This is a genomic window from Halonatronum saccharophilum DSM 13868, assembly GCF_000517025.1.
GTDB lineage: Bacteria > Bacillota > Halanaerobiia > Halobacteroidales > Halobacteroidaceae > Halonatronum > Halonatronum saccharophilum.
This window is the reverse complement of sequence record NZ_KI912097.1, coordinates 334,111-354,945: the sequence shown is the minus strand read 5'-3', so window position 1 is coordinate 354,945 and position 20,835 is coordinate 334,111. Positions and strand designations below refer to the sequence as shown.

General features: G+C 33.7%; 16 protein-coding genes. 15 read left to right on the top strand and 1 reads right to left on the bottom strand.

Going from position 1 to position 20,835, the window contains the following annotated elements:
* The first annotated feature begins 76 nt into the window (after window positions 1-76).
* The 14 genes from HALSAC_RS0112925 to HALSAC_RS0112855 all read left to right on the top strand — a co-directional run bounded on the left by HALSAC_RS0112925 (window position 77) and on the right by HALSAC_RS0112855 (window position 18,356).
* Window positions 77-1,429 carry a class II fumarate hydratase gene (locus HALSAC_RS0112925; protein ID WP_211231347.1) on the top strand — a complete coding sequence of 451 codons (1,353 nt, stop codon included), beginning with the start codon at window positions 77-79 and terminating at the stop codon, window positions 1,427-1,429.
* A 737-nt stretch (window positions 1,430-2,166) separates the two neighbouring features.
* Window positions 2,167-4,077, top strand: a complete 1,911-nt coding sequence (locus tag HALSAC_RS16650) for a methyl-accepting chemotaxis protein (RefSeq protein WP_051412233.1) — start codon at window positions 2,167-2,169, stop codon at window positions 4,075-4,077.
* Between the two features lie 341 nt (window positions 4,078-4,418).
* The gene (gene treP, locus HALSAC_RS0112910; protein ID WP_027340613.1) at window positions 4,419-5,867 is read left to right on the top strand and encodes a PTS system trehalose-specific EIIBC component; all 1,449 of its coding nucleotides are present in this window, start codon (window positions 4,419-4,421) and stop codon (window positions 5,865-5,867) included.
* A 142-nt stretch (window positions 5,868-6,009) separates the two neighbouring features.
* Window positions 6,010-7,677 (top strand): alpha,alpha-phosphotrehalase, encoded by a 1,668-nt coding sequence (gene treC / locus HALSAC_RS0112905; RefSeq protein WP_027340612.1) that lies wholly within the window; start codon window positions 6,010-6,012, stop codon window positions 7,675-7,677.
* 35 nt (window positions 7,678-7,712) lie between these two features.
* On the top strand, window positions 7,713-8,426 hold the full coding sequence (gene treR, locus HALSAC_RS0112900) for a trehalose operon repressor (protein WP_027340611.1): 714 nt from the start codon (window positions 7,713-7,715) through the stop codon (window positions 8,424-8,426).
* Window positions 8,427-8,667: 241 nt separating this feature from the next.
* Window positions 8,668-9,276: a DUF3298 and DUF4163 domain-containing protein gene (locus HALSAC_RS0112895; protein WP_027340610.1), complete on the top strand. Its 609-nt coding sequence runs from the start codon at window positions 8,668-8,670 to the stop codon at window positions 9,274-9,276.
* Window positions 9,277-9,523: 247 nt separating this feature from the next.
* Window positions 9,524-9,931 carry a DUF2721 domain-containing protein gene (locus HALSAC_RS0112890; protein ID WP_027340609.1) on the top strand — a complete coding sequence of 136 codons (408 nt, stop codon included), beginning with the start codon at window positions 9,524-9,526 and terminating at the stop codon, window positions 9,929-9,931.
* Window positions 9,932-10,111: 180 nt separating this feature from the next.
* On the top strand, window positions 10,112-11,353 hold the full coding sequence (locus tag HALSAC_RS0112885) for an aminotransferase class III-fold pyridoxal phosphate-dependent enzyme (RefSeq protein ID WP_027340608.1): 1,242 nt from the start codon (window positions 10,112-10,114) through the stop codon (window positions 11,351-11,353).
* A 14-nt stretch (window positions 11,354-11,367) separates the two neighbouring features.
* A complete protein-coding gene (locus HALSAC_RS0112880; protein ID WP_027340607.1) occupies window positions 11,368-11,820 on the top strand; it encodes a type II toxin-antitoxin system RatA family toxin in 453 nt (150 codons plus the stop codon).
* Window positions 11,821-12,025: 205 nt separating this feature from the next.
* A complete protein-coding gene (gene trkA / locus HALSAC_RS0112875; RefSeq protein WP_245579481.1) occupies window positions 12,026-13,438 on the top strand; it encodes a Trk system potassium transporter TrkA in 1,413 nt (470 codons plus the stop codon).
* A 13-nt stretch (window positions 13,439-13,451) separates the two neighbouring features.
* Entirely contained in the window at window positions 13,452-14,891 is a 1,440-nt protein-coding gene (locus tag HALSAC_RS0112870) for a TrkH family potassium uptake protein (RefSeq protein ID WP_027340605.1), read from the top strand.
* A gap of 90 nt (window positions 14,892-14,981) precedes the next feature.
* Window positions 14,982-15,671, top strand: coding sequence for a response regulator transcription factor (locus tag HALSAC_RS0112865; RefSeq protein WP_027340604.1), 690 nt, complete (start codon window positions 14,982-14,984; stop codon window positions 15,669-15,671).
* Window positions 15,664-17,094: a sensor histidine kinase gene (locus tag HALSAC_RS0112860; protein ID WP_245579480.1), complete on the top strand. Its 1,431-nt coding sequence runs from the start codon at window positions 15,664-15,666 to the stop codon at window positions 17,092-17,094. Before HALSAC_RS0112865 ends, HALSAC_RS0112860 begins: the two co-directional genes overlap by 8 nt.
* A 137-nt stretch (window positions 17,095-17,231) precedes the next feature.
* Window positions 17,232-18,356 (top strand): S1C family serine protease, encoded by a 1,125-nt coding sequence (locus tag HALSAC_RS0112855; protein WP_027340602.1) that lies wholly within the window; start codon window positions 17,232-17,234, stop codon window positions 18,354-18,356.
* Between the two features lie 83 nt (window positions 18,357-18,439).
* On the opposite strand, the gene murB is transcribed toward HALSAC_RS0112855, so the two are convergent.
* Window positions 18,440-19,360 (bottom strand): UDP-N-acetylmuramate dehydrogenase, encoded by a 921-nt coding sequence (murB, locus tag HALSAC_RS0112850; protein ID WP_027340601.1) that lies wholly within the window; start codon window positions 19,358-19,360, stop codon window positions 18,440-18,442.
* A 438-nt stretch (window positions 19,361-19,798) separates the two neighbouring features.
* On the opposite strand from murB, the gene HALSAC_RS0112845 reads away from it, so the two are divergent.
* On the top strand, window positions 19,799-20,683 hold the full coding sequence (locus HALSAC_RS0112845) for a cation diffusion facilitator family transporter (RefSeq protein WP_027340600.1): 885 nt from the start codon (window positions 19,799-19,801) through the stop codon (window positions 20,681-20,683).
* The last annotated feature ends 152 nt before the right edge of the window (window positions 20,684-20,835 follow it).

The window sequence follows — 20,835 nt, the reverse complement described above, 5'->3', positions numbered from 1 at the left end:
CAGGGTATGATAATAACAAACTTTATTATAAATTGATTAAAGGAGAGAAGCGATGGATAAACACACACAATATCGAATGGAAAATGATACATTAGGTAATATTATGATTCCTAAAACAGCCTACTATGGGGCACAAACACAGCGTGCAATTAATAATTTCCCAATCAGTGGCATTCGATTACCTCGTGCTTTTATAAGGGCACAAGGAATTATTAAAGCTGCTAGTGCATCTGTAAATGTAGAATTAGGTTCACTCTCGCCTGATATCGGTCAAGCCATTATACAAGCCTCTCAAGAAGTGATTGATGGTAAATGGGATGAACAATTTGCTGTAGATGTTTATCAAGCAGGTGCAGGGACATCACAGAATATGAATGCAAATGAAGTCATTGCTAGGCGTGCAACTGAAATTATGGCCGGTGTACAAGAAGTTCACCCCAATGACCATGTTAATATGTCACAGTCTACTAATGACACATTTCCTTCTGCATTAAATATTGCTGCTGTTGAATCAATAAAACAAAAGCTAAGTCCAGCTCTGACCAACCTAGAACAAGAACTACAAAAGAAAGCTGAACAATTTATGCCAGTATTAAAAGCTAGTCGCACCCATTTACATGACGGTGTTCCTATGCGGTTAGGACAAGAATTTTCAGGTTATGCACAGACCATCCAAAAAATGAAGCAACAAATTAAAGAAGGTGTTGAAGGGTTATATGAGATTGGTTTAGGAGGGAATGCTGTAGGAACAAATATTAACTTAAAACCAGGTTATGTGCCAAAAGTAATTGGGGAAATTAATAATCGTACTAACTTAAGTTTTAGACAGCCAAAGAATATATTTGCCTTTATGCAAAATATGAGTGAGCCATTAGACTGTATGTTAATATTAAAAGAGTTAGCCCTTCATTTAATAAAGATAACTAGTGATTTAAGATTACTAAGTTCAGGGCCAAGGACAGGACTAGCTGAGATTACATTACCACCTGTTCAGCCTGGATCAACAGTTATGCCAGGTAAAGTAAATCCCGCTATTTTAGAGATGACCCATATGGTCTGTTGCCAAGTAATAGGGTACGAAACAGCCATTTCAACGGCTATTATGGGCAGTCAATTAGAAATTAATGTGATGATGCCTCTCATAGCCCATACATTCCTTCATTCGATTAAATTAATGAGTAATGCAATAGATACACTTGTTCAAAAATGTATCACAGGTATTCAAGCAGATGAGAAAATCTGTAAGCAATGGATGAATGAGAGTCTATCCTTAGTTACAGGGTTAAGTCCTAAACTAGGCTATGATATGGCATCACAGATCGGGTTAACAGCAGATGAGCAAGATAAAAAATTAAAACAGGTTTTAGAAGAAAAAGGAATGCTTACAGATGAACTATTGCAAGCTATCGACCCTAAAGAAATGGTATAAGCATTTATTACTACTAAAAGTAAAAGTACTTAGTCAAACTTAAATTTAGTACTTTTACTTTTAGTTACTTTACGTCTAGTACCTTTTCATTTGATGGGATTAAAAAGTGGGTAGAATAAACTTCAAATCAAGTAGAACAGACTGTTAAGGCTAGTATTTAATTAGCAGAAAATAGTGATGAGGTGAAAAATGCAACTTTTGATATACAAAAGATGTTCAAATGGGTATAAGGAGATTTATCATAATAGAGAGGTGCTAAGGTTAAGTAGTGAATTTTTAAAGAAGGGAAAGTTTAGTTAAAAATCAAGAGATCTAAGACCTTTAACCGCAAAGGAAGTAATAAATAGTAAATACTATATAGAAATTAAAATTTCAAATTAAAGGTTTACTATATTAATGTAGTAAATCTTTAGTTGTTTTGGAGGAGTTATAATTGAAAATAAGCATTAATTCCCAATAGGTTTTTGATAATTTATAAAGAATTATATATAATAGGGAAAGGATTTGGAAATTAGAAGTAATAGTATTAAAGATAATTCTATCTTTGTTTACTACATAAAATCATTAAAATTCAATCACTAGAGTTAGTCTGTTTTTTATCTAAATAGGTTGAAAAATGTCGAAAAATAAGTTATAATAACTTTAACAATAGTATTAATTACCACTATGAATAAGTTTTTCTATTGTTAATTTTGTTTAAATATTAAAATTATTGAAACACAAGGAGGGAGTAGGAGATGATTTTAAAAAATAAGTTTCAAGCTGCGAAGTCCATCAAGTTTAAAATTGTAGTGATACCGATAATTTTATTATTGGTTGGTATCCTAGTTGTTAGTCTTGTATCATTATTTTTTATGAGAGCTTCATTACTAGATCAAATGAGAGAAGAGGGTTATAACCTTAGTAATCAAATTATAAGTCAGATTGAAGATAATAATAATTCCTTAGATACGGTAAATGAGTTGATAGAAGATAAGATAAGAGATACAGGGAATTTAATCGTATCTAACCGAGAAAATTTAAGTAATGAATACTTAAAAGATTTGGCAGATGATTTAGATATTACTGAGATAAATTGGATTGATAGTGAAGGTAAGATCTTATATTCTACCCATGGGTATGATGGTATTGATCTTCCAGAGGGGCATTTGGCCTTAGAATTTATTTCAAGTAGCGAAAGACACTTTATAGAGGATATAAGACAAGACGTTCAGTCAGATAGCTACTTAAAGTATGGTTATACAAGAAGTGAAGGTAATTATTTGGCACAGGTTGGTATAAGTGCCGATATCATTAATGATTTGACACAGAGGTTTAGCTATCAGAATTTGGTAGATAGGGTTGCTCAAAATGAAGATGTTGTTTATGCTCTTTTTATCAGCAATGAACTAGAAGCAGTTGCACATAGTAATCGAGATAGAGTAGGAATGGAGTTGACCGATGAAGGTAGCAGGGCTGCTGCAGCAGATGGTCAAACTTATGCCGATGAGTTCTATTACGAAGTAGAAGGTATCAATGTTTATGATGTCTTGACACCTGTTGTATTAGATGGAGAGCATATTGGTGCTATTAATATAGGACTTTCTATGGATGGAGTTCATTCAGTGATTGCTCAAACTGGAAGAATAATAATTGTTATAGCAATATTCTTATTTATTATTCTTGGAACACTTCTGTATAGAATATCTAATAGTATTACTAAGCCCTTAGAGCTGACAGTAGATCAATGTGAAAAGATGGCTAAGGGTGATTTTAGAGATGAGTTATCAGAGGAGTGGACTAAAAGAGAAGATGAGATTGGAAGGTTGGCCAAGGGCTTTAATAGGATAAGCTATGCAATGAAAGGGATACTCAAAAATATAATAGACAATATTGAAGGTTTATCAGCCTACAGTGAAGAATTATCTGCTTCATCAGAGGAAGGAAATGCAAGTATAGAGACTACCAAAGGCTTGATAGAGAATATGTCGGCTGGTATTGAAGAGATATCAGCTAGTGCTCAAGAGGTTGCTAGTTTTTCTCAAGAGGCTAGTGGTCAGACTGGTATAGGTAATGATAATATTGAAGAGACATTAGATAGTATAGAGCGTATTAATAGGTCTATTGAAGTAACTGTAGAGGTTATAAAAGAACTGGATAATAACTCACAAGAGATCGGTCAAATAGTTGAATTGATTACTAATATAGCTGAGCAGACAAACCTTCTTGCTTTAAATGCAGCTATTGAAGCAGCTAGGGCAGGTGAGCATGGTAGAGGTTTTGCAGTTGTAGCAGATGAGATTAGGGAGTTAGCCAGTGAGACTTCAAAGGCGACTGATCAGATTGCTGGGTTGATTAATAAGACTCAAAATCAATCGAACAAGGTTTTAAATAGTATAGAGAAAGTATCTGAAGAGGCTAAAGAAGGCAAAGAGGTTGTTCAAAAGACTGGTAATGTTTTTAGAGATATTCAGGTTTCTGTTGAAGAGACATCTACTCAGATTGAACAGACTGCTCGAGCTACAGGGGAGCTGGCTGAGAATGGTGATAGAGTAATGAGTGCTACTGATGATATAAGTAGTATGTCCCATGAGATAACTCATTCTGCTCAAGAGTTGGCCCAAATGGCCCAGAATTTACAAAATTTAATAGGTGAGTTTGAGGTTTAACTTTAAATAATGGATATAAAAGATTAAATAAGTAAGAGGGCTATTTAAATAGCCCTCTTACTTATTTTTTTGATAAAGATATAAAATCCTTGACAAACTTGTATGTACAAGTTAGAATATAAATACAAGTTAGTTGTATATACAAGTTATAAGATTATAACCTCTATAAGATTGTATATTACAAGCAGGTAAGCTTTATTTTAAATATTAGTTTAAGATTGGGATAAAAAGGAATAATATGAAGTGATAATTATTCTTGCTCATTCTTTATCTTAAATCTAATATCGCTAAGGCTTAATTTTAAAATTAAGCTTGTAAAAAAATAGAGGAGGGTTTTAAAGATGAGTAAATTTACTAAAGAGGCTCAAGAGTTATTGGAGTATATTGGTGGGAAAGAGAATATTTCAGCAGTTTCACATTGTGCTACAAGGATGCGTTTTGTCCTACAGGATAATAAGAAAGCAGATATGAATAAGATTGAAGGTATTAAAAGTGTTAAAGGTACTTTTGCTCAAGCGGGCCAATTTCAGGTCATCGTTGGAAATGAGGTTTCAAGCTTTTATAATGAATTTGTAAAAGTATCAGGAGTAGATGGTGTAAGTAAGGACGATGCTAAAAAGAGTGCTAGGGATAATCTTAATTGGCTACAGAGAATGATATCTCACCTAGCAGAGATCTTTACACCTTTGATCCCAGCTTTGGTAGTCGGTGGTTTAATTTTAGGATTTCGTAATGTAATTGGTGATATAAAATTGCTAGAAGGTGGAACTAAGACTTTGGTAGAGACTTCGCAGTTCTGGGCAGGAACTCACCATTTTCTATGGTTGATTGGTGAGGCTATATTCCACTTCTTACCTGTTGGTATTACGTGGTCTATCACTAAGAAGATGGGTGGAACTCAAATTCTAGGTATTATCTTAGGCCTTACTCTGGTATCACCGCAGCTATTAAATGCTTATGGAGTACCTGGAGGTGCAGAGGCTCCAGTGTGGGATTTTGGTTTTGCCCAAATTAATATGATCGGTTATCAGGCTCAGGTTATTCCAGCTATTTTGGCAGGATTTGTTTTAGCTAGCTTAGAGCTTAATCTTAGGAAGATAGTCCCTGAGTATATCTCAATGATAGTTATTCCATTCTTTGCGTTAGTGCCAACTGTTTTGTTGGCCCATATTGTTTTAGGGCCAGTTGGTTGGGCAATTGGCGCTTATATTTCAAATGTTGTTTATGTTGGGTTAACATCAGCCTTTGGTTGGTTATTTGCAGCGGTATTTGGCTTCGTTTATGCACCACTTGTTATAACTGGCTTGCATCATATGACAAATGCTATTGATTTACAGCTTATGAGTGAATTTGGTGGAACGAACCTTTGGCCGATGATTGCTTTATCAAATATTGCCCAAGGATCTGCTGTAATGGCGATAATTTATTTAAATAGAGATGATGAAGAGGAGAAGCAGGTATCAATTCCAGCAGCTATCTCATGTTATTTAGGGGTAACGGAGCCGGCTATGTTTGGTATAAACCTTAAGTATATATTTCCATTCTTAGCTGCTATGATCGGTTCAGCTATTGCTGGTTTATTTTCAGTTAGTACAGGTGTTATGGCTAACTCAATTGGGGTTGGAGGGCTGCCAGGTATTTTATCAATTCAACCACAATATATGATAAGCTTTGCTATAGCAATGTTAATTGCAATAATAGTACCTATTGTATTAACAATCTTCTTTGCTAAGCACAAGATTGCTCAAGGTAAAGAGACGGTAGAAAGTAAAGAAGCGGTAGAAATATAGTTTTTAGTTAGCTGTCAGTTCTTAGCTCTCAGTTTTCAGCTTTTAGTCCTAAATATTAGCTGATATCTGAGGGCTGATTGTTGATAGATATAGTAGTAAGGCTAAGTCTTATTACTATATAAAGTAGAAGGAGTTGATTATTATGAAGGAATTTAAAAAGAGTGTGATTTATCAGATATATCCTAAGTCTTTTAATGATTTTAATGGAGATGGGTTTGGGGATTTAAAGGGTGTTACTCAAAAGCTTGATTATTTAAAGAAATTAGGAGTTGATTATATTTGGCTTACTCCCTTTTATATATCACCACAGAAGGACAATGGCTATGATGTTGCCAATTATTGTAAGATAGATCCTCGCTTTGGGAGTATGGAAGACTTTGAAGAAATGCTCAAAGAGGCTAATGAACGAGGCATCGATGTTATGTTAGATATGGTCTTTAACCATACATCTACCGAGCACCGATGGTTTAAAAGAGCAATGGAGGGTGAAGAGAAGTATAAGGATTTTTATATATTTAAAGAAGGTAAGGATGGAAAGGAACCAACTAATTGGGAGTCTAAATTTGGTGGTTCTGCTTGGGAGTATGTAGAAGAATTTGATCAGTATTATTTGCATCTTTTTGATGTAACTCAAGCTGATTTGAATTGGGAGAATAAAGAAGTTAGAGAAGAGATATTTAAGGTAGCTAATTTTTGGTTAGATAAGGGAGTTAAGGGCTTTCGTTTAGATGTTATCAATCTAATCTCAAAGCCTGATGAGTATAAGGATGACCACCAAGGTGATGGTCGTCGTTTCTATACCGATGGGCCAAAGATTCATCAGTATTTAAAGGAATTAAATAATAAGACTTTTGGAAAGTATGAGGATATAGTTACTGTAGGTGAGATGTCCTCTACAGATATTGAAAATTGTATTAAATACTCTAATCCGGAAGAGAAAGAGCTATCTATGGTATTTAACTTTCATCACTTAAAGGTTGATTATAAGGGTGGAGATAAGTGGACAATGACGGATTTTGATTTTCATAAATTAAAGGATCTCTTTTCAACTTGGCAAGTAGAGATGCATAAAGGCGGGGGTTGGAATGCTTTATTTTGGTGTAACCATGATCAGCCAAGGGTTGTAAGTAGATTTGGTGATGATAAAAAGTATCATAAAGAGTCTGCTAAGATGCTCGCCACTACTATTCATATGATGAAAGGGACTCCTTATATCTACCAAGGTGAAGAGATTGGGATGACCAACCCTAACTTTGATTCTATAGATGATTATAGAGATGTAGAAGCAAAGAATATCTTCCAGATTAAAAAGGATGAAGGTATGGATGAGGAAGATATCTTAGATATTATCAAAAGAAAGTCTCGTGATAATTCAAGGACGCCTATGCAATGGAACTCAGAAGCTAATGGTGGATTTAGTAAAGGAGAGCCTTGGATTAATTTAAGTGATAATTACAAAGATATCAATGTAGAGAATAGTTTGGAGGATAAAGATTCTATTTTTTATCATTACAAAAAGCTAATAGATTTAAGAAAAGATTATGATATTATAGCCTATGGTGATTATAAGTTACTTTTAAAAGATGATGATAAGATATTTGCTTATCTTAGAAGCTATGGGGAAGAGAGATTATTAGTAATAAATAATTTCTATGGTCAAAAGGCAGAGTTTTACCTCCCTAAAGGATATAGAGATTTGACTGAGTTTAATTCTAAGATATTAATCTCTAATTACAAGGATTCAGCACAAAATTTTGTAAATATTGAGTTAAGACCCTATGAATCTATAGTCTATCACCTTGTCAAATAGCTATTGAAATGATAAAATGGTGTGGGTGATAAATTATGAATAATAAGTATTTAAAGATATACAATGAGATAGTTAAAAAGATTGAAAGTGGCGAAATTAAGTCCAATACTCATTTGCCATCAGAGAACACTCTCAGCAAGGATTATAAATCTTCACGAGGAACAATTAGAAAAGCCTTAAATTTGTTGGCCCAAAATGGGTATATTCAAAAAATTCAAGGCAAAGGTTCAATTGTTCTTGATATTAATAAGTTCGACTTCCCTATTTCTGGTCTAGTCAGTTTTAAGGAACTCTCTAAAAAGATGGGCCAAGGGGCCAAGACTATAGTAGCAGATTTTGAATTGATTAAAGGTGAAGACTATGATAATGAGGAGTTTGGTCTTGCTAAAGATGAGAAAGCTTGGAGGGTTCTTCGGGTAAGAGAGATAGGGGGTCATAGGATAATCCTAGATAAGGACTATCTAAAGAGAGATCTTGTACCATCTTTAACAGAAGATATATGTTCTGATTCGATCTATGAATATATTGAATCTAAGTTGGGTTTAACTATTAGTTTTGCCAAAAAGGAGATCTCTGTTGAGACCCCTAGTGATGAGGATAGAGAGTTACTAGATTTAGATGGATATGATGTAGTTGTAGTAGTTAAGTCCTACGTTTATTTAGAAGATGCTACATTGTTTCAATATACCGAATCTAAGCATAGGCCAGATAAGTTTAAGTTTGTCGATTTTGCTAGAAGAAACCATTAGAATTTAATAACAAAAAGACAGGTGATGGCTGTAGCTATCACCTGTCTTTTTATTATTTTGGAAAATTTTTAATTTTAATTATATTCGAGTTTTTAAAAAAGCCAAAAACTCTCCGTAATAAAGAGTATTTGCACACGGCTCACAGCTATTAATAAAGCTTAGCTTTATTAATATATAAAGAACTAAGTCTATAGAAGATGAATACCCTATAAGAAGAAACTTAACAAAGAGAGGTGATTTTATGGGGATGAAAAGGACTCATGTAGATATTAGAACAAGGAGGATTCGTGGAAAGGGTTTAGATATTATCTATCCTCAGGTTGTAGATGTGGGGGATAGAAGAGTTAGAGAAAGGATTAATAGAGAAATTTATAAGACTGTTAGAGATATGATAAGAGACCAAGGTGAATATCTAGAGATGGTAGGGAATTATGAGATTAAGACCAACCAAAGAGATATATTAAGCTTAACCCTGACCAACTATGCCTTTGCTGGTGGAGCTCATGGTAATACCATTGTAAGGGGGCTGACTTTTGACCTTAAGACCGGTGATCTATATACTTTGGCAGATTTATTTCAAGTTGGTAGTCCCTATCGTGAAGTATTATCTGAGGAGGTTAGACAACAGATTGAAGTGCGAGAGATTCCTTTAATTGAAGACTTTGAGCTTATAAGGGCCAACCAAGACTTTTATATAGGTGATAAGGCTTTGGTTCTATTTTTCCAGCTTTATCAGTTGGCCCCTTATGTATATGGAATCCTTGATTTTCCTATATCAGTCTATGGTATTGAAGGTATCATTCCTGAAGATGGTTTGTTACAAAGGATGATAGGTGCTTATATATATTAGGAAAAAACTAGTTGACATAAAGGGAAGTATTGGTTATAATATAGTAAATGATAATTATTATCATTTACTATATTATTTTTGTTATAAGTGATGAGTAATCAGTAATGGGCGAAACCTTAAAAAATAGATACCCATTTGTTCTCAAGGGTTTATAAGAGCTCTTGAGATTTTAATCTTACTAATCACTCATTACTAGTTGCACAAAGTGCAACTACATTACTATATAATAAAAAACGAGGTGATTTTAATGAGTCTTGATTTAACAACTCCTGCTCTTATCTTTTCTACAATCTCTTTGTTACTTCTAGCTTATACCAATAGATTTTTGGTCTTGGCTGGTTTGATTAGGGATTTACATGGGAAAGCTAAGGAGAAAGAAGAAGAGGATAAAGTAATAACAGGTCAGATAAGTTCTCTTAGAAAGAGGGTTAAGCTTATTAGAAATATGCAATTTTTAGCTATCTTATCTTTATTTTTCTGTGTCTTTTCTATGTTTTTACTATTCTTTAAAAGGGACTTAGGAGGGCAGATTACTTTTGCTGTAGCTTTAGTATTCTTGATGGCTTCTTTGATACTTTCAGCCATTGAGATTAACATATCTGTAAATGCTTTAAATATTCAACTTAGTGACAGTGGGATAAGTAGAGAGGTTTAGAATAATGTATTATATTTTAAAATAAGTAGATTTAAAAAGCCAACATTCCTTATTTGTAGGATGTTGGTTTTTGTATTGGATGAGTTAACATATATCACAGCTTAGAAAAAACTTATTTAAATGAATAAAAGAAGGTAAAAAACATCATAATAACTAATGATGGAAAAAGGAGGTTTTGAAATGGGAAGGGTAATAGAAGAAACTATTTCAAATTATGAGAATCATCTTAATTCAGGGATGGCTAAGTTATTTAAGTTTATGGGACTTGACACTCTAGAGTGGAAGGGTGAAGGCGTTTATGTCCAGGATATTGAAGGAAAGAACTATATCGATTGTTTAGGAGGATATGGGACCTTCTCTTTAGGACACAGACCCAAAGAGGTAGTAGAAGCAGTAAAAGAGCAGTTAGATTTAATGCCCCTATCTTCAAAGATATTATTTAATCAAGCATTAGGTGGTTTAGCGAAGAGATTAGCTCAGATAAGTCCTGGTGATTTGAAGTATTCCTTTATCTGTAACAGTGGTACAGAGGCAGTTGAAGGAGCTATAAAGTTGGCCCGGATGTGGAAAGGGAGGTCACATATAATCTCAACGGTAAATTCATTTCATGGTAAATCTTTAGGTGCTTTAAGTGTAACAGGAAGAGATCCTTTTAGAAAACCTTTTAAGCCTTTGCTTCCAGATGTGGAGCATGTACCTTTTGGAGATGTTGCCGCGCTATTAAGCACTATAAACCACAATACAGCTGCTGTTATTTTAGAGCCGATTCAAGGGGAGGGAGGGATTAATTTACCCCCTAAAGACTATTTAAGGAGTGTAAGAGAAGCTTGTGACATTTATGGTGTAGCCTTGATTCTAGATGAAGTGCAGACTGGTCTAGGAAGAACTGGGAAGATGTTTGCCTGTGAACACTATGGTATTAGTCCAGATATACTTGTTACGGCTAAGGCTTTAGGTGGTGGAGTAATGCCTATAGGAGCCTTTACCGCAACTGAGGAGCTTTGGGAGGTCTTTAATGAAAATCCTTTCATACATACATCGACCTTTGGGGGAAACCCTTTAGCTTGTAGAGCAGCTTTAGCTACAATAAAAAAGATTGAGGACGATAATTTAATTGATAGGGCCAAAGAGATGGGAAATTACTTATTAGAAGGTCTTACAGGGTTGGCTTATAAGTATCCTGATATAATAGAGGATGTTAGAGGGAAAGGGTTAATGATTGGAGTTGAATTTATTCACGAAAGCTATGGGGGAGCTTTAATATCTTATTTGGTCGAAGAGGGAATATTGGCAGCTTACACTCTAAATAAGCAAAAGGTAATTAGACTAGAACCACCATTGATAATCAGGAAGGAAGAAATTGATAAGATATTAGAGAGTTTTGATAGATCATTAGATAAGGTAATAGAGTTAGCTAGTTAAAGGAGGAGAATAAGATGCCTTGTGTAGAAGAAAGTATAATTGTTAATGGAAGTATAGAGGGTGCTTACAAGATTGCAAAAGACATGGAGTCTTACCCTAAGTTTATGAAAAATGTTGTAAGTGTTCAGGTTTTAGAAAGAAACAAGAATACTACTGTCAGCAGTTGGATAACAGATATTGATGGCAGGAAGATATGCTGGAAAGAAAGAGATTATTTTAATGATGATGAGTATCAGATAATTTATAAGCAAATAAGTGGTGATCTCAAGAAATTTGATGGACAATGGGATCTTAAGGAGGTAAATGGGGGCACTAAAATAACTTTGGTAGTTGATTTTGATTTCGGTATTCCGATGTTGGCCCCATTACTTAATCCGATCTTAGAGAAAAAGGTTAAAAAGAATAGCAGAAATATGCTAGAAGCAATTAAGAAACAATTAGAAGATGAAAAACTTCAATGTTCATAAAAATTTATTTGTATTGTAGTATTTAACAGTTAAAATCAATAGATTTATTAGCAGATAAGAAGGAGTTTAGATTTAAATCTAAACTCCTTCTTATCTTTAATTATAGTATTATCTTAGTAATGACCAATATTATTAAACCTTTAATTGGCTATAAAGATTTAATTTAAGAGGTAGTGGAAAAGGGTGGTTATTTTTAGAGCCTCTATTGCATAAATTGATATTAATAAGTATAGAAAGGATAGGTTATATTATGAGGGAAGTAGTAAGTAAGGTAAAGAAGGTGAAGGATGGTTTTACTACTTCTAAAGGGCAGATAATTATTGTAGGAGGAAATGAGGTAGGTATTAAATTAGCTGAAGGGTTGATACAGAGCAATCAAGATATAGTTATAGTTGAAGATGATGATACCTTTAGAAAACAGATTGAAGAGCGAGTAGATGTATTGGCTTTAAAGGGGAAAGGTACTGATGTTAGCGCTTTAAAAAGAGCAGGAATTGAAAACAGTAACCTCTTAGTAGCTGTAGGAGATAACGATTATGAGAACCTTTTAACAGGAATTTATGCTAAGAAGTTAGGTTTAGATAATGTAGTGGTACAGGTAAAAGAAGAGAAGAATCTAGATTATAAGATGCAAAGTAAAGAGTGTGGGGTCTCATTAGTAGTTAATCCATTTAATAGAGTAGTTGATAGGGTAAAAGGGTTAATTAGACCAGGAATAGAGCTGGCTATAGATGGACTTTTAGGCAAGGGGGTTCAGATTTCTAAATTTAGAATTTCACATCAGAGTAGCTTTGCTTATAGTCGGATAGATAAGTTGAGTTTACCAGAAGATTCACTATTGGTCTGTATTTTAAGAAAAGGTAGAGCAATTCTTCCTAGAGGTAGGGATAAGGTTTATCCTGGTGATATAGTCTTTATCATCTCTAGAAGGGGTTTTAAAGGTATGATAGGTAGTTTTATCAACAATTCTCCAGATCAAAAGGAAAAGGTGGTCTTAGTAGGAGGTGGAGAGATAAGTTATAGGGTAGCTAAGGAGTTATCCAAAAGTTCTATAGTTACAATCATAGAAGAAGATAAAGGAAGGTGTGAAGAGTTAGCAGAGGAGTTGTCCAATACTCTTATTTTAGAAGGTAGGGGTATAGATGTTGATTTATTGAAAGAAGAAGGGGTAGAGAAAGCGAATGCTTTCATAGCTACTACTTCTAGTGATGAGTCAAATATTTTGATAGCTGAGGTGGCTAAGAGTCTAGGGGTTAAGAATTCGATAGCAGTAGTTAACGATATAAGTTATACATACTTAAGTGATCTTTTGCCTGTTGATAATATAATCAGCCCCTCTGCTATAGCAGTAGATACTATTTTGGATTATTTCTATCAAGGACAAGTTGAAGATAACACCCTCTTTGATGGGCAGATAAAGGTCTTTGAGGTGAAGAATAAAATTAAAAAAGCCAAGAGTATTAAAGGGCTTAATCTTCCTGATAACTTAACTATAGTTTTAATTAAGAGGGGAAGTAAGTCTGTAATTGCTAATGGAGAAAGTAGGATTTTGAGTGGTGATAAATTAGTGATCTTTTCTTTGTTGAATAAAGGTGAAGTTAAAGGATATTTCGAGTAGGAGGCAGTTATAGATGAGATTAAAGATTGTTTTTAATATGTTGGGTGGAATGTTGATTTTTTTTGGCATAAGTATGGCTTTACCTATATTTATATCCTTATACTATAGAGAGGTTGATGGTGTAGCTTTTATTGTAACGATGGGTTTTACTATTAGTGTTGGGAAGATATTGAGACACTTTACTTATAGTAATGAAGAGATTAGAAATAGAGAAGGTTTTGCTGTAGTAACCTTAGGATGGGTATTGATATCTATCTTTGGTGCTATTCCTTTTATGCTTGCCAATGTATTTGATAACTTTGTTGATGCTTTCTTTGAGAGCGTGAGTGCAGTTACAACTACTGGAGCAACAGTGATTATGTCTTTAGAGAGTCTATCCCATACAATTCTCTTTTGGAGGAGTTTAATGCACTGGCTTGGGGGGATGGGTATAATTGTAATGTCTATTGCGGTGTTACCAGAGCTAGCAGGCTCTATGCAGTTATTTAAGGCTGAAGCGCCAGGTCCAGTTCATGAAAGGTTAAAGCCTCGAATTAGGGAGACTGCTAAAACTTTATGGGTTGTTTATGTGGTTTTAACTTTCTTACAAGTATTTTTACTTTGGATAAATCATATGCCCTTATTTGATGCTTTGATCCATTCTTTTGGTACGATTTCAACAGGGGGATTTTCATCTCGAACCTTAAGTGTAAAGGCTTATGATAGTGTTGTAATTGAAGGGATTATGACCTTATTTATGTTTTTGGCAGGGGTCAATTTGATTTTACACTATCAAGTTTTAACAGGTAACTTTAAGGCTTTATTTAAGGATAAGGAATTTCGCTTTTATACTTTAATAGTTACTTCAGCTATAGTGTTAATTACTATTAACCTTAGATTTCAAGTGTATAATAGCTTTGTTGATTCATTGAAGTATGCAGCCTTTCAAGTGACTTCAATTATCAGTACTGCTGGTTTTGCTACAGTAGATTATGATATTTGGCCCTCTTTTTCTAGAGCTTTATTATTAATATTAATGTTTATTGGAGGATGTGCTGGTTCTACAGCAGGTGGAATTAAGGTGATTAGAATTTATGCTTTAATGAAGAAAGGCTTTCAAGAGTTGTATAAACTGATCCACCCTAGGGCTGTAACCTCATTAAAGATAGGAAATAAGGCAGTCTCAAATGAAGTCTCGACTAGTATTTTAGGTTTTTTCTTTTTATATATTATTGTATTTGTAATATCAACCTTAGTATTAACCTCCTTTGGAATAGATTTAATAAGTTCAATATCGGCTGTAGCAGCCACTTTAGGAAATATTGGCCCAGGACTTGGGTTGATTGGCCCTCTTAACACCTATGTACCTTTGCCTGTAGTTGCAAAGCTTCTATTAAGCTTTTGTATGATTTTAGGGCGTTTAGAGATATATACAGTCTTGGTCTTTCTTTTGTCAGGTTTTTGGAGAAAATAGAAGTATTAAATCTTAATTTAAAAGTTTGCATTGGAGGCTAAGAGGTGTGTATAATAATAATGAGAGATGATATAAGGAGGAAGGTTTACAATGAGGATTTTGGTAGTTGATGATGATAAGAATCTCTGTAGGTTGATGGAGGTTTATTTAAAAAAAGAAGGGTATAAGGTTGTTTTAGCAAATGAGGGTCAAGGAGCAATAGATAAGTATTATGAAGAGAATCCAGATCTAATAATATTAGATATTATGTTACCTAAAATGGATGGGTGGGATATCTGTAAAGCGATTAGAAAGAAGGCTGATATTCCTATTTTGATGCTTACTGCTAAGGGTGAGAAAGCAGATAAACTCAAAGGATTAGAGTTAGGCGCTGATGATTATGTGACAAAGCCCTTTGACCCTGATGAATTGGTGGCAAGGGTTAAGGCTATCTTAAGAAGATCTGCCACTCAATCTATTCGAGGTGATATTTTAACTTTTCCTAATCTAAAGATAAATAATAAAAAACACCAAGTTATACTCAAAGGTAAAGTCTTAGATTTGGCCCCTAAAGAGTATGATCTTCTCTCTTTTTTAGCAAAGAATGAGAAGCAGGTCTTTAGTAGAGAGCAACTTTTAAATCAGGTTTGGGGCTTTGATTTTATCGGTGATATTAGGACTGTTGATACTCATATTAAAAGGTTAAGAAAGAAGATAGATGAGAAATTAGATGATTATAAATACTTTCATACAGTTTGGGGAGTGGGTTATAAATTTGAAACGAGTAAAGAAAATGAATAGTATATCTACTAAGTTGATGATTAGATTCACAGTAATTATAATCTTTACATTATTTATCTTGGGGATATCTTTATCTTATCTATTCCAAGAGTATTATTATGATAGTAATGAGGAGACTTTTATAAATCAAGGAGAAGAGATAGCTAAATTGGTTCAAAGCTCCTTGCATGAGGGAAATTATGAAGAAACCATTGAGTTTTTGAAGAATTCACAGCGTTTTTTTGAAGGAAATGCTTGGATTGTTGATTCTAAAGGTTTGATCTTAGCTGCTACTCAGAGAAGAGAGTTGCAGGGAGTTAAATTAAAAAAAGAAGAGGTTGAGAAGGTCTTAAAGGGGGAGACAATTAAGAAAAGGGGTTTTTCAGATTATTTTGATGAGCCTGTATTATTAGTTGCTGTGCCAATTGACTTTGAAGATAGTGTAATTGGTGCTGTGTTTGTTTATGCACCTTTGGCTGGTATAAGTGAAACATTAGATGATGTTAAGAAGCTTATCTTATATGCAGCATTAATTGCTATAGTTCTAACCTCGATTTTGAGTTTTACTTTATCTAGAAGTTTTTCTAAACCGTTAAAGAATATGAAGAGGATTGCAGTGAATATGGCTCATGGTGAATTTGATGAAAGAATAGGGGTTAGTTCTTCTGATGAAGTAGGACAACTTGCTAATTCGTTTAACTATCTAGCCGAGAGGTTAAAGAATACAATCCATTCTTTACAGAAAAAAGAGGAATTGCAAAGAAGGTTTGTAGCAGATGTATCTCATGAACTAAGGACTCCTTTAACTTCAATTCAAGGTTTTGTAAAGGCTTTAAGGGATGGAGTTTATGAGAGTAAAGAGGATAAAGAAGAGTATTATGAGATTATATTAGGTGAAGTAAGAAGGCTTATTAGATTAGTTAAAGATCTATTAGATCTATCTCAGATTGAGTTAGAACAGATTAATATGGATTTAACACCTATAGATTTAGGTGTTATTATTAAAAATTCTATTAGGAATCTGATGCCTAAAATAAGGGAGAAGGATTTAAAGATTAAGATAGATATTCCTAAAGTTTTATCTAATGTGATAGCTGATAGGGATAGAGTTGAACAGGTATTGATTAATTTAACAAGTAATGCTATTGATTTTAGTCCTTCAGGTGATCAAATTCAGATATCTGTTCAGGAGGATGTCGATAGGGTTTTGGTAAGTATTAAAGACTTTGGCCCAGGTATACCTAAAAAAGAATTAGAAGGCATCTGGAATAGGTTCCACAAGGTTGATAAAGCAAGAACCCGTGATAGGGGAGGTACAGGATTAGGTTTATCTATAGTTAGGGAGATAATTCGTCAACATAAAGGAGAGGTTTGGGTTGAAAGTGTAGTTGGTCAAGGGGCCAAATTTACTTTTGCCTTACTTAAAGAAGAATTTGATGAATAATTATTTTTTCTTATCGTCATAATTTCGTAAAGATTATCCAATAAAATATATAATAGCAAAGTCTTAATTGCTTTTAGCTAAAGTGGTTGAGCTAGCATTAATCTTTAACTTTTATGAAAAAGGGGAGTTGAGTTTAGATGCTGATATTAAAGAAGAAGTTAGCTTATTTATCTTGTTTTGTTTTGTTGGTTTTGGGAGGGATTTTCTTTATTAATCTAAGTGAAGTTGATGCTTTTTGGGGTAGTAAGGGGTTTGAGAGTGATAGAGAAGAGGTTATCAATAAGATTGTAATTTCTCAAGAGGAAGCAGTTAAAAAGGCAGTCAAGGATGTTGGCCCTGCTGTTGTTAGTATTGTAACTGTGGATACTGAGATAGTTAGAGATTTCTTCTTTAATCCTATCCCAAGGGAGCGCGAAGGGCTTGGGTCAGGTGTTATAATCGATAAAGAAGGTTATATATTGACCAATAATCATGTAATAAGTAATGCTGATGAGATAAGGGTCTTTTTATCTGATGGAAGAGATTATGATGCTGAATTTATCGGTTCAGATCCAAGAAATGATTTAGCAGTTATTAAGGTGAATGGAAGTGATCTACCTATAGCACCATTAGGAGACTCTGATGATCTAGTAGCGGGCCAACTGGCTATTGCTATTGGGAGCCCTTATGATCTTCAGTTTCAAAATACAGTAACAACAGGGGTTGTTAGCGCTTTGGACCGTGAAATTAGACCTCAATCTCGTAATTCTAGGCAGGTTGGGGTATTAGATGGTTTAATACAAACAGATGCATCTATTAACCCTGGTAATAGTGGAGGTCCCCTCTTAGATAGTCAAGGAAGAGTTATTGGGATTAATACGGCTATTATTGGTGATGCTCAAGGGATTGGGTTTTCTATACCTATAAACAGGGCCAAAGAGGTTATCGATGATCTGATTAATTACGGTCGAGTAAAGAGACCATGGTTAGGAATATATGGGAGTCCAATTAACCAAGATGTGATTAATTACTATAACTTACCTGTAGATAAAGGGGTTATAATTGCTAGAGTAGTAGGTGATAGTCCAGCTGCTGAAGGTGGTTTAAAGAGAAATGATATAATACTTGAAGCCAATCGGGAAGAAGTTGGAGATATGAATAAATTAAGAAAAATAATAAACGAGGTTGGCATTGGAGGAGAGTTAAAGCTCTTGTTAATGGATACTGCTGGAGATCTAAAGACAGCTAGAGTTGAACTAAAAGAGTTGGAGGTAGAAGAGTAAAGAAAAAGAGTTGATTGACTTAAGTCAATCAACTCTTTTTCTTTACTCTAATTTATAACTAGTGGTATTAAAGTGGTATATTATCAACCACTAAAGTCTCCAATGAACCTAGGCTCTACTTCTAATTTAACCCTTTTTTCTTTATAAATAATATTTTGAACTTTTTTAATTAGATTACATACATCTTCTGCAGTAGCGTTGCCTAAGTTAACGATAAATCCGGCGTGTTTTTTAGAGACTTGAGCATCTCCAACTTTTAACCCTTTTAATCCTGCTTCATCTATTAAAGCACTAGCATAATAACCCTCAGGCCTTTTAAAAATACTTCCCGCACTTGGCATCTCCATTGGTTGTTTAGTCCATCTTTTATCGGTTAGATCATCAATTTTAGCTTTAATTTCTTTTGCGTCACCTTTTTTTAAGCCGATTCTTACTTGAGTAGCGATTAAAGGTTCTTCTTGGAGTATACTATGACGATAAGAGAGCTTTAATTGGTTTTTAGAGAGGGTGATCTCATTTCCTTCATAATCTAAGCATTTTGCTTCTTTGATTACATCTTTTATCATTCCACCATAGGCACCAGCATTCATATAGATAGCTCCTCCTAAGCTTCCTGGAATACCACTAGCAAACTCTAGGCCTGTTAAGCTGGCTTCTAAGGATTTTTGAGCTACATCTGCTAAAAGTATTCCTGTCTCTGAGATTATATCCTCACCTTCAATCCAGATCTTATTTAAATTTTCTGTATTGAGGACGATTCCACGAACTCCTTTATCACTAACAATTATATTACTCCCTTTTCCTAAGATGAATAGAGGTAATTTAAAATCTTTGATGAGTTTAAGTGATTTTTGTAATTCTGATATGTTATTTGGAGTTATAAATATATCGGCTGGACCACCTATTTTAAAGGTGGTATGCTTCTTTAAAGGTTCATCAAAGCGTATATCTAATGAAACTTGCTCCTTTAATTTTTCTTTGATATGGTTATTTGTTTTAGTCATCTTTCCCCTCCTTTTGGAAGATTATATTACTAATTTATTCTATCATATTTATATTATATACCCAAATATGATTATTTAAGAATAAATCAGTACTTAGTTAGTTGAAAAAGAATAAAATTATTCTAATTTCTATTAAGTTAGGAACGTTGTAAACTATTTTTTCATTAATAATAGTATCTTTTTAATACAAATCATTTATGTGTAATTATTCTTAAACTTAAGGTGTAAGTCTGAGTAGATATTGACAAAAAATAATTGTTATGATATCTTAATGATAGATTATTTTTCTAAATTTAATAAGATTTTAGCTTTAAGATGTTGGCCCTAGAATCTTATTCTTTTTCTAGGGTTCATCCATTTATAAAGATAAATCTAAAACTCTAAATTTATTAATAAGAGAATAATATATGGGGAAAGATATAGAGGGGTGAAGTAATAATGGATAAAAAAAGGTATGATATGGCTAAGAAGGTAGGGTATATAAGTTTAACATTGAATATATTCCTATCTATTATAAAGATTGTAGTAGGATATATATCAGGTAGTAGGGCTTTGGTTGCTGATGGATTCCATTCAGTTTCTGATGTTATTTCTACGGTTATAGTAATAGTTAGTGTGAAGATATCCAGTCAACCTCCTGATAAAGAACATCCTTATGGACATGGGAAGGCTGAATCTATTGCTACCAAACTATTGGGTATAATATTGATATTAACAGGATTAGGTCTTGCTAGAGGGTCGGTAACAAATATATTATATAGAGAGATTTCAATACCTACAAATGCAGCTTTGGTAGTTGCCGTTTTATCCATTGCAATTAAAGAAATATTATATCACTATATTGTCAGTATAGGGAGGAGGACCAACAATAAGACATTAATTGCTGATGCTTATCACCATCGTTCAGATGCTTTATCTTCAGTAGCAGCTATGGTAGGTATTGGTGGAGCTATGATAGGTTATCCAATAGCCGATTCAATTGCTAGTTTGGTTGTTGCTTTATTTATTATTAAAGTAGGTGTTGAGATTTTACTAGAAGCAATTGATGAACTTATGGATGCTGTTCCAAATCAAGAGAAACGTGAGGATATAATTAGACAGGTTAAAAGCTTAGAGAATGTAATTGAAGTTGGAGATATAAAGCTGAGAGCTTATGGACCTCATCTTTATATAGATTTAGCTGTTGTTGTAGAAGATGATTTAACTGTTATTGAAGGGCATAAAGTAGCTGTTTTGGTTAAAGAAAAGATAAAAAAATTAAATCCTAATGTCGAAGAGATTCTAGTTCATATAGATCCAGAGATAGTTTATAGAAATAATTGAGTTGTGGTGAAGGTAAATAGATAAGAATCTAGAAATTATATATTAGTAAAAATTATTTTTAGTGTGTTGCAATTTTTTTAGGGTATAAATAGTTTAAATTAAAATATAAGTATAAGCTTTATGAAATTCTATAACAGGCTATCTATAAGGAA

Bases quoted from the DNA above. Each gene is read 5' to 3' on its own strand.
- murB (WP_027340601.1), bottom strand. From the start codon at position 19,360: ATGACTAAAACAAATAACCATATCAAAGAAAAATTAAAGGAGCAAGTT.
- HALSAC_RS0112845 (WP_027340600.1), top strand. From the start codon at position 19,799: ATGGATAAAAAAAGGTATGATATGGCTAAGAAGGTAGGGTATATAAGT.
- HALSAC_RS0112860 (WP_245579480.1), top strand. From the start codon at position 15,664: ATGAATAGTATATCTACTAAGTTGATGATTAGATTCACAGTAATTATA.
- HALSAC_RS0112870 (WP_027340605.1), top strand. From the start codon at position 13,452: ATGAGATTAAAGATTGTTTTTAATATGTTGGGTGGAATGTTGATTTTT.
- HALSAC_RS0112880 (WP_027340607.1), top strand. From the start codon at position 11,368: ATGCCTTGTGTAGAAGAAAGTATAATTGTTAATGGAAGTATAGAGGGT.
- HALSAC_RS0112865 (WP_027340604.1), top strand. From the start codon at position 14,982: ATGAGGATTTTGGTAGTTGATGATGATAAGAATCTCTGTAGGTTGATG.
- HALSAC_RS0112925 (WP_211231347.1), top strand. From the start codon at position 77: ATGGAAAATGATACATTAGGTAATATTATGATTCCTAAAACAGCCTAC.
- HALSAC_RS16650 (WP_051412233.1), top strand. From the start codon at position 2,167: ATGATTTTAAAAAATAAGTTTCAAGCTGCGAAGTCCATCAAGTTTAAA.
- HALSAC_RS0112885 (WP_027340608.1), top strand. From the start codon at position 10,112: ATGGGAAGGGTAATAGAAGAAACTATTTCAAATTATGAGAATCATCTT.
- HALSAC_RS0112855 (WP_027340602.1), top strand. From the start codon at position 17,232: ATGCTGATATTAAAGAAGAAGTTAGCTTATTTATCTTGTTTTGTTTTG.
- treC (WP_027340612.1), top strand. From the start codon at position 6,010: ATGAAGGAATTTAAAAAGAGTGTGATTTATCAGATATATCCTAAGTCT.
- treR (WP_027340611.1), top strand. From the start codon at position 7,713: ATGAATAATAAGTATTTAAAGATATACAATGAGATAGTTAAAAAGATT.
- treP (WP_027340613.1), top strand. From the start codon at position 4,419: ATGAGTAAATTTACTAAAGAGGCTCAAGAGTTATTGGAGTATATTGGT.
- HALSAC_RS0112890 (WP_027340609.1), top strand. From the start codon at position 9,524: ATGAGTCTTGATTTAACAACTCCTGCTCTTATCTTTTCTACAATCTCT.
- HALSAC_RS0112895 (WP_027340610.1), top strand. From the start codon at position 8,668: ATGGGGATGAAAAGGACTCATGTAGATATTAGAACAAGGAGGATTCGT.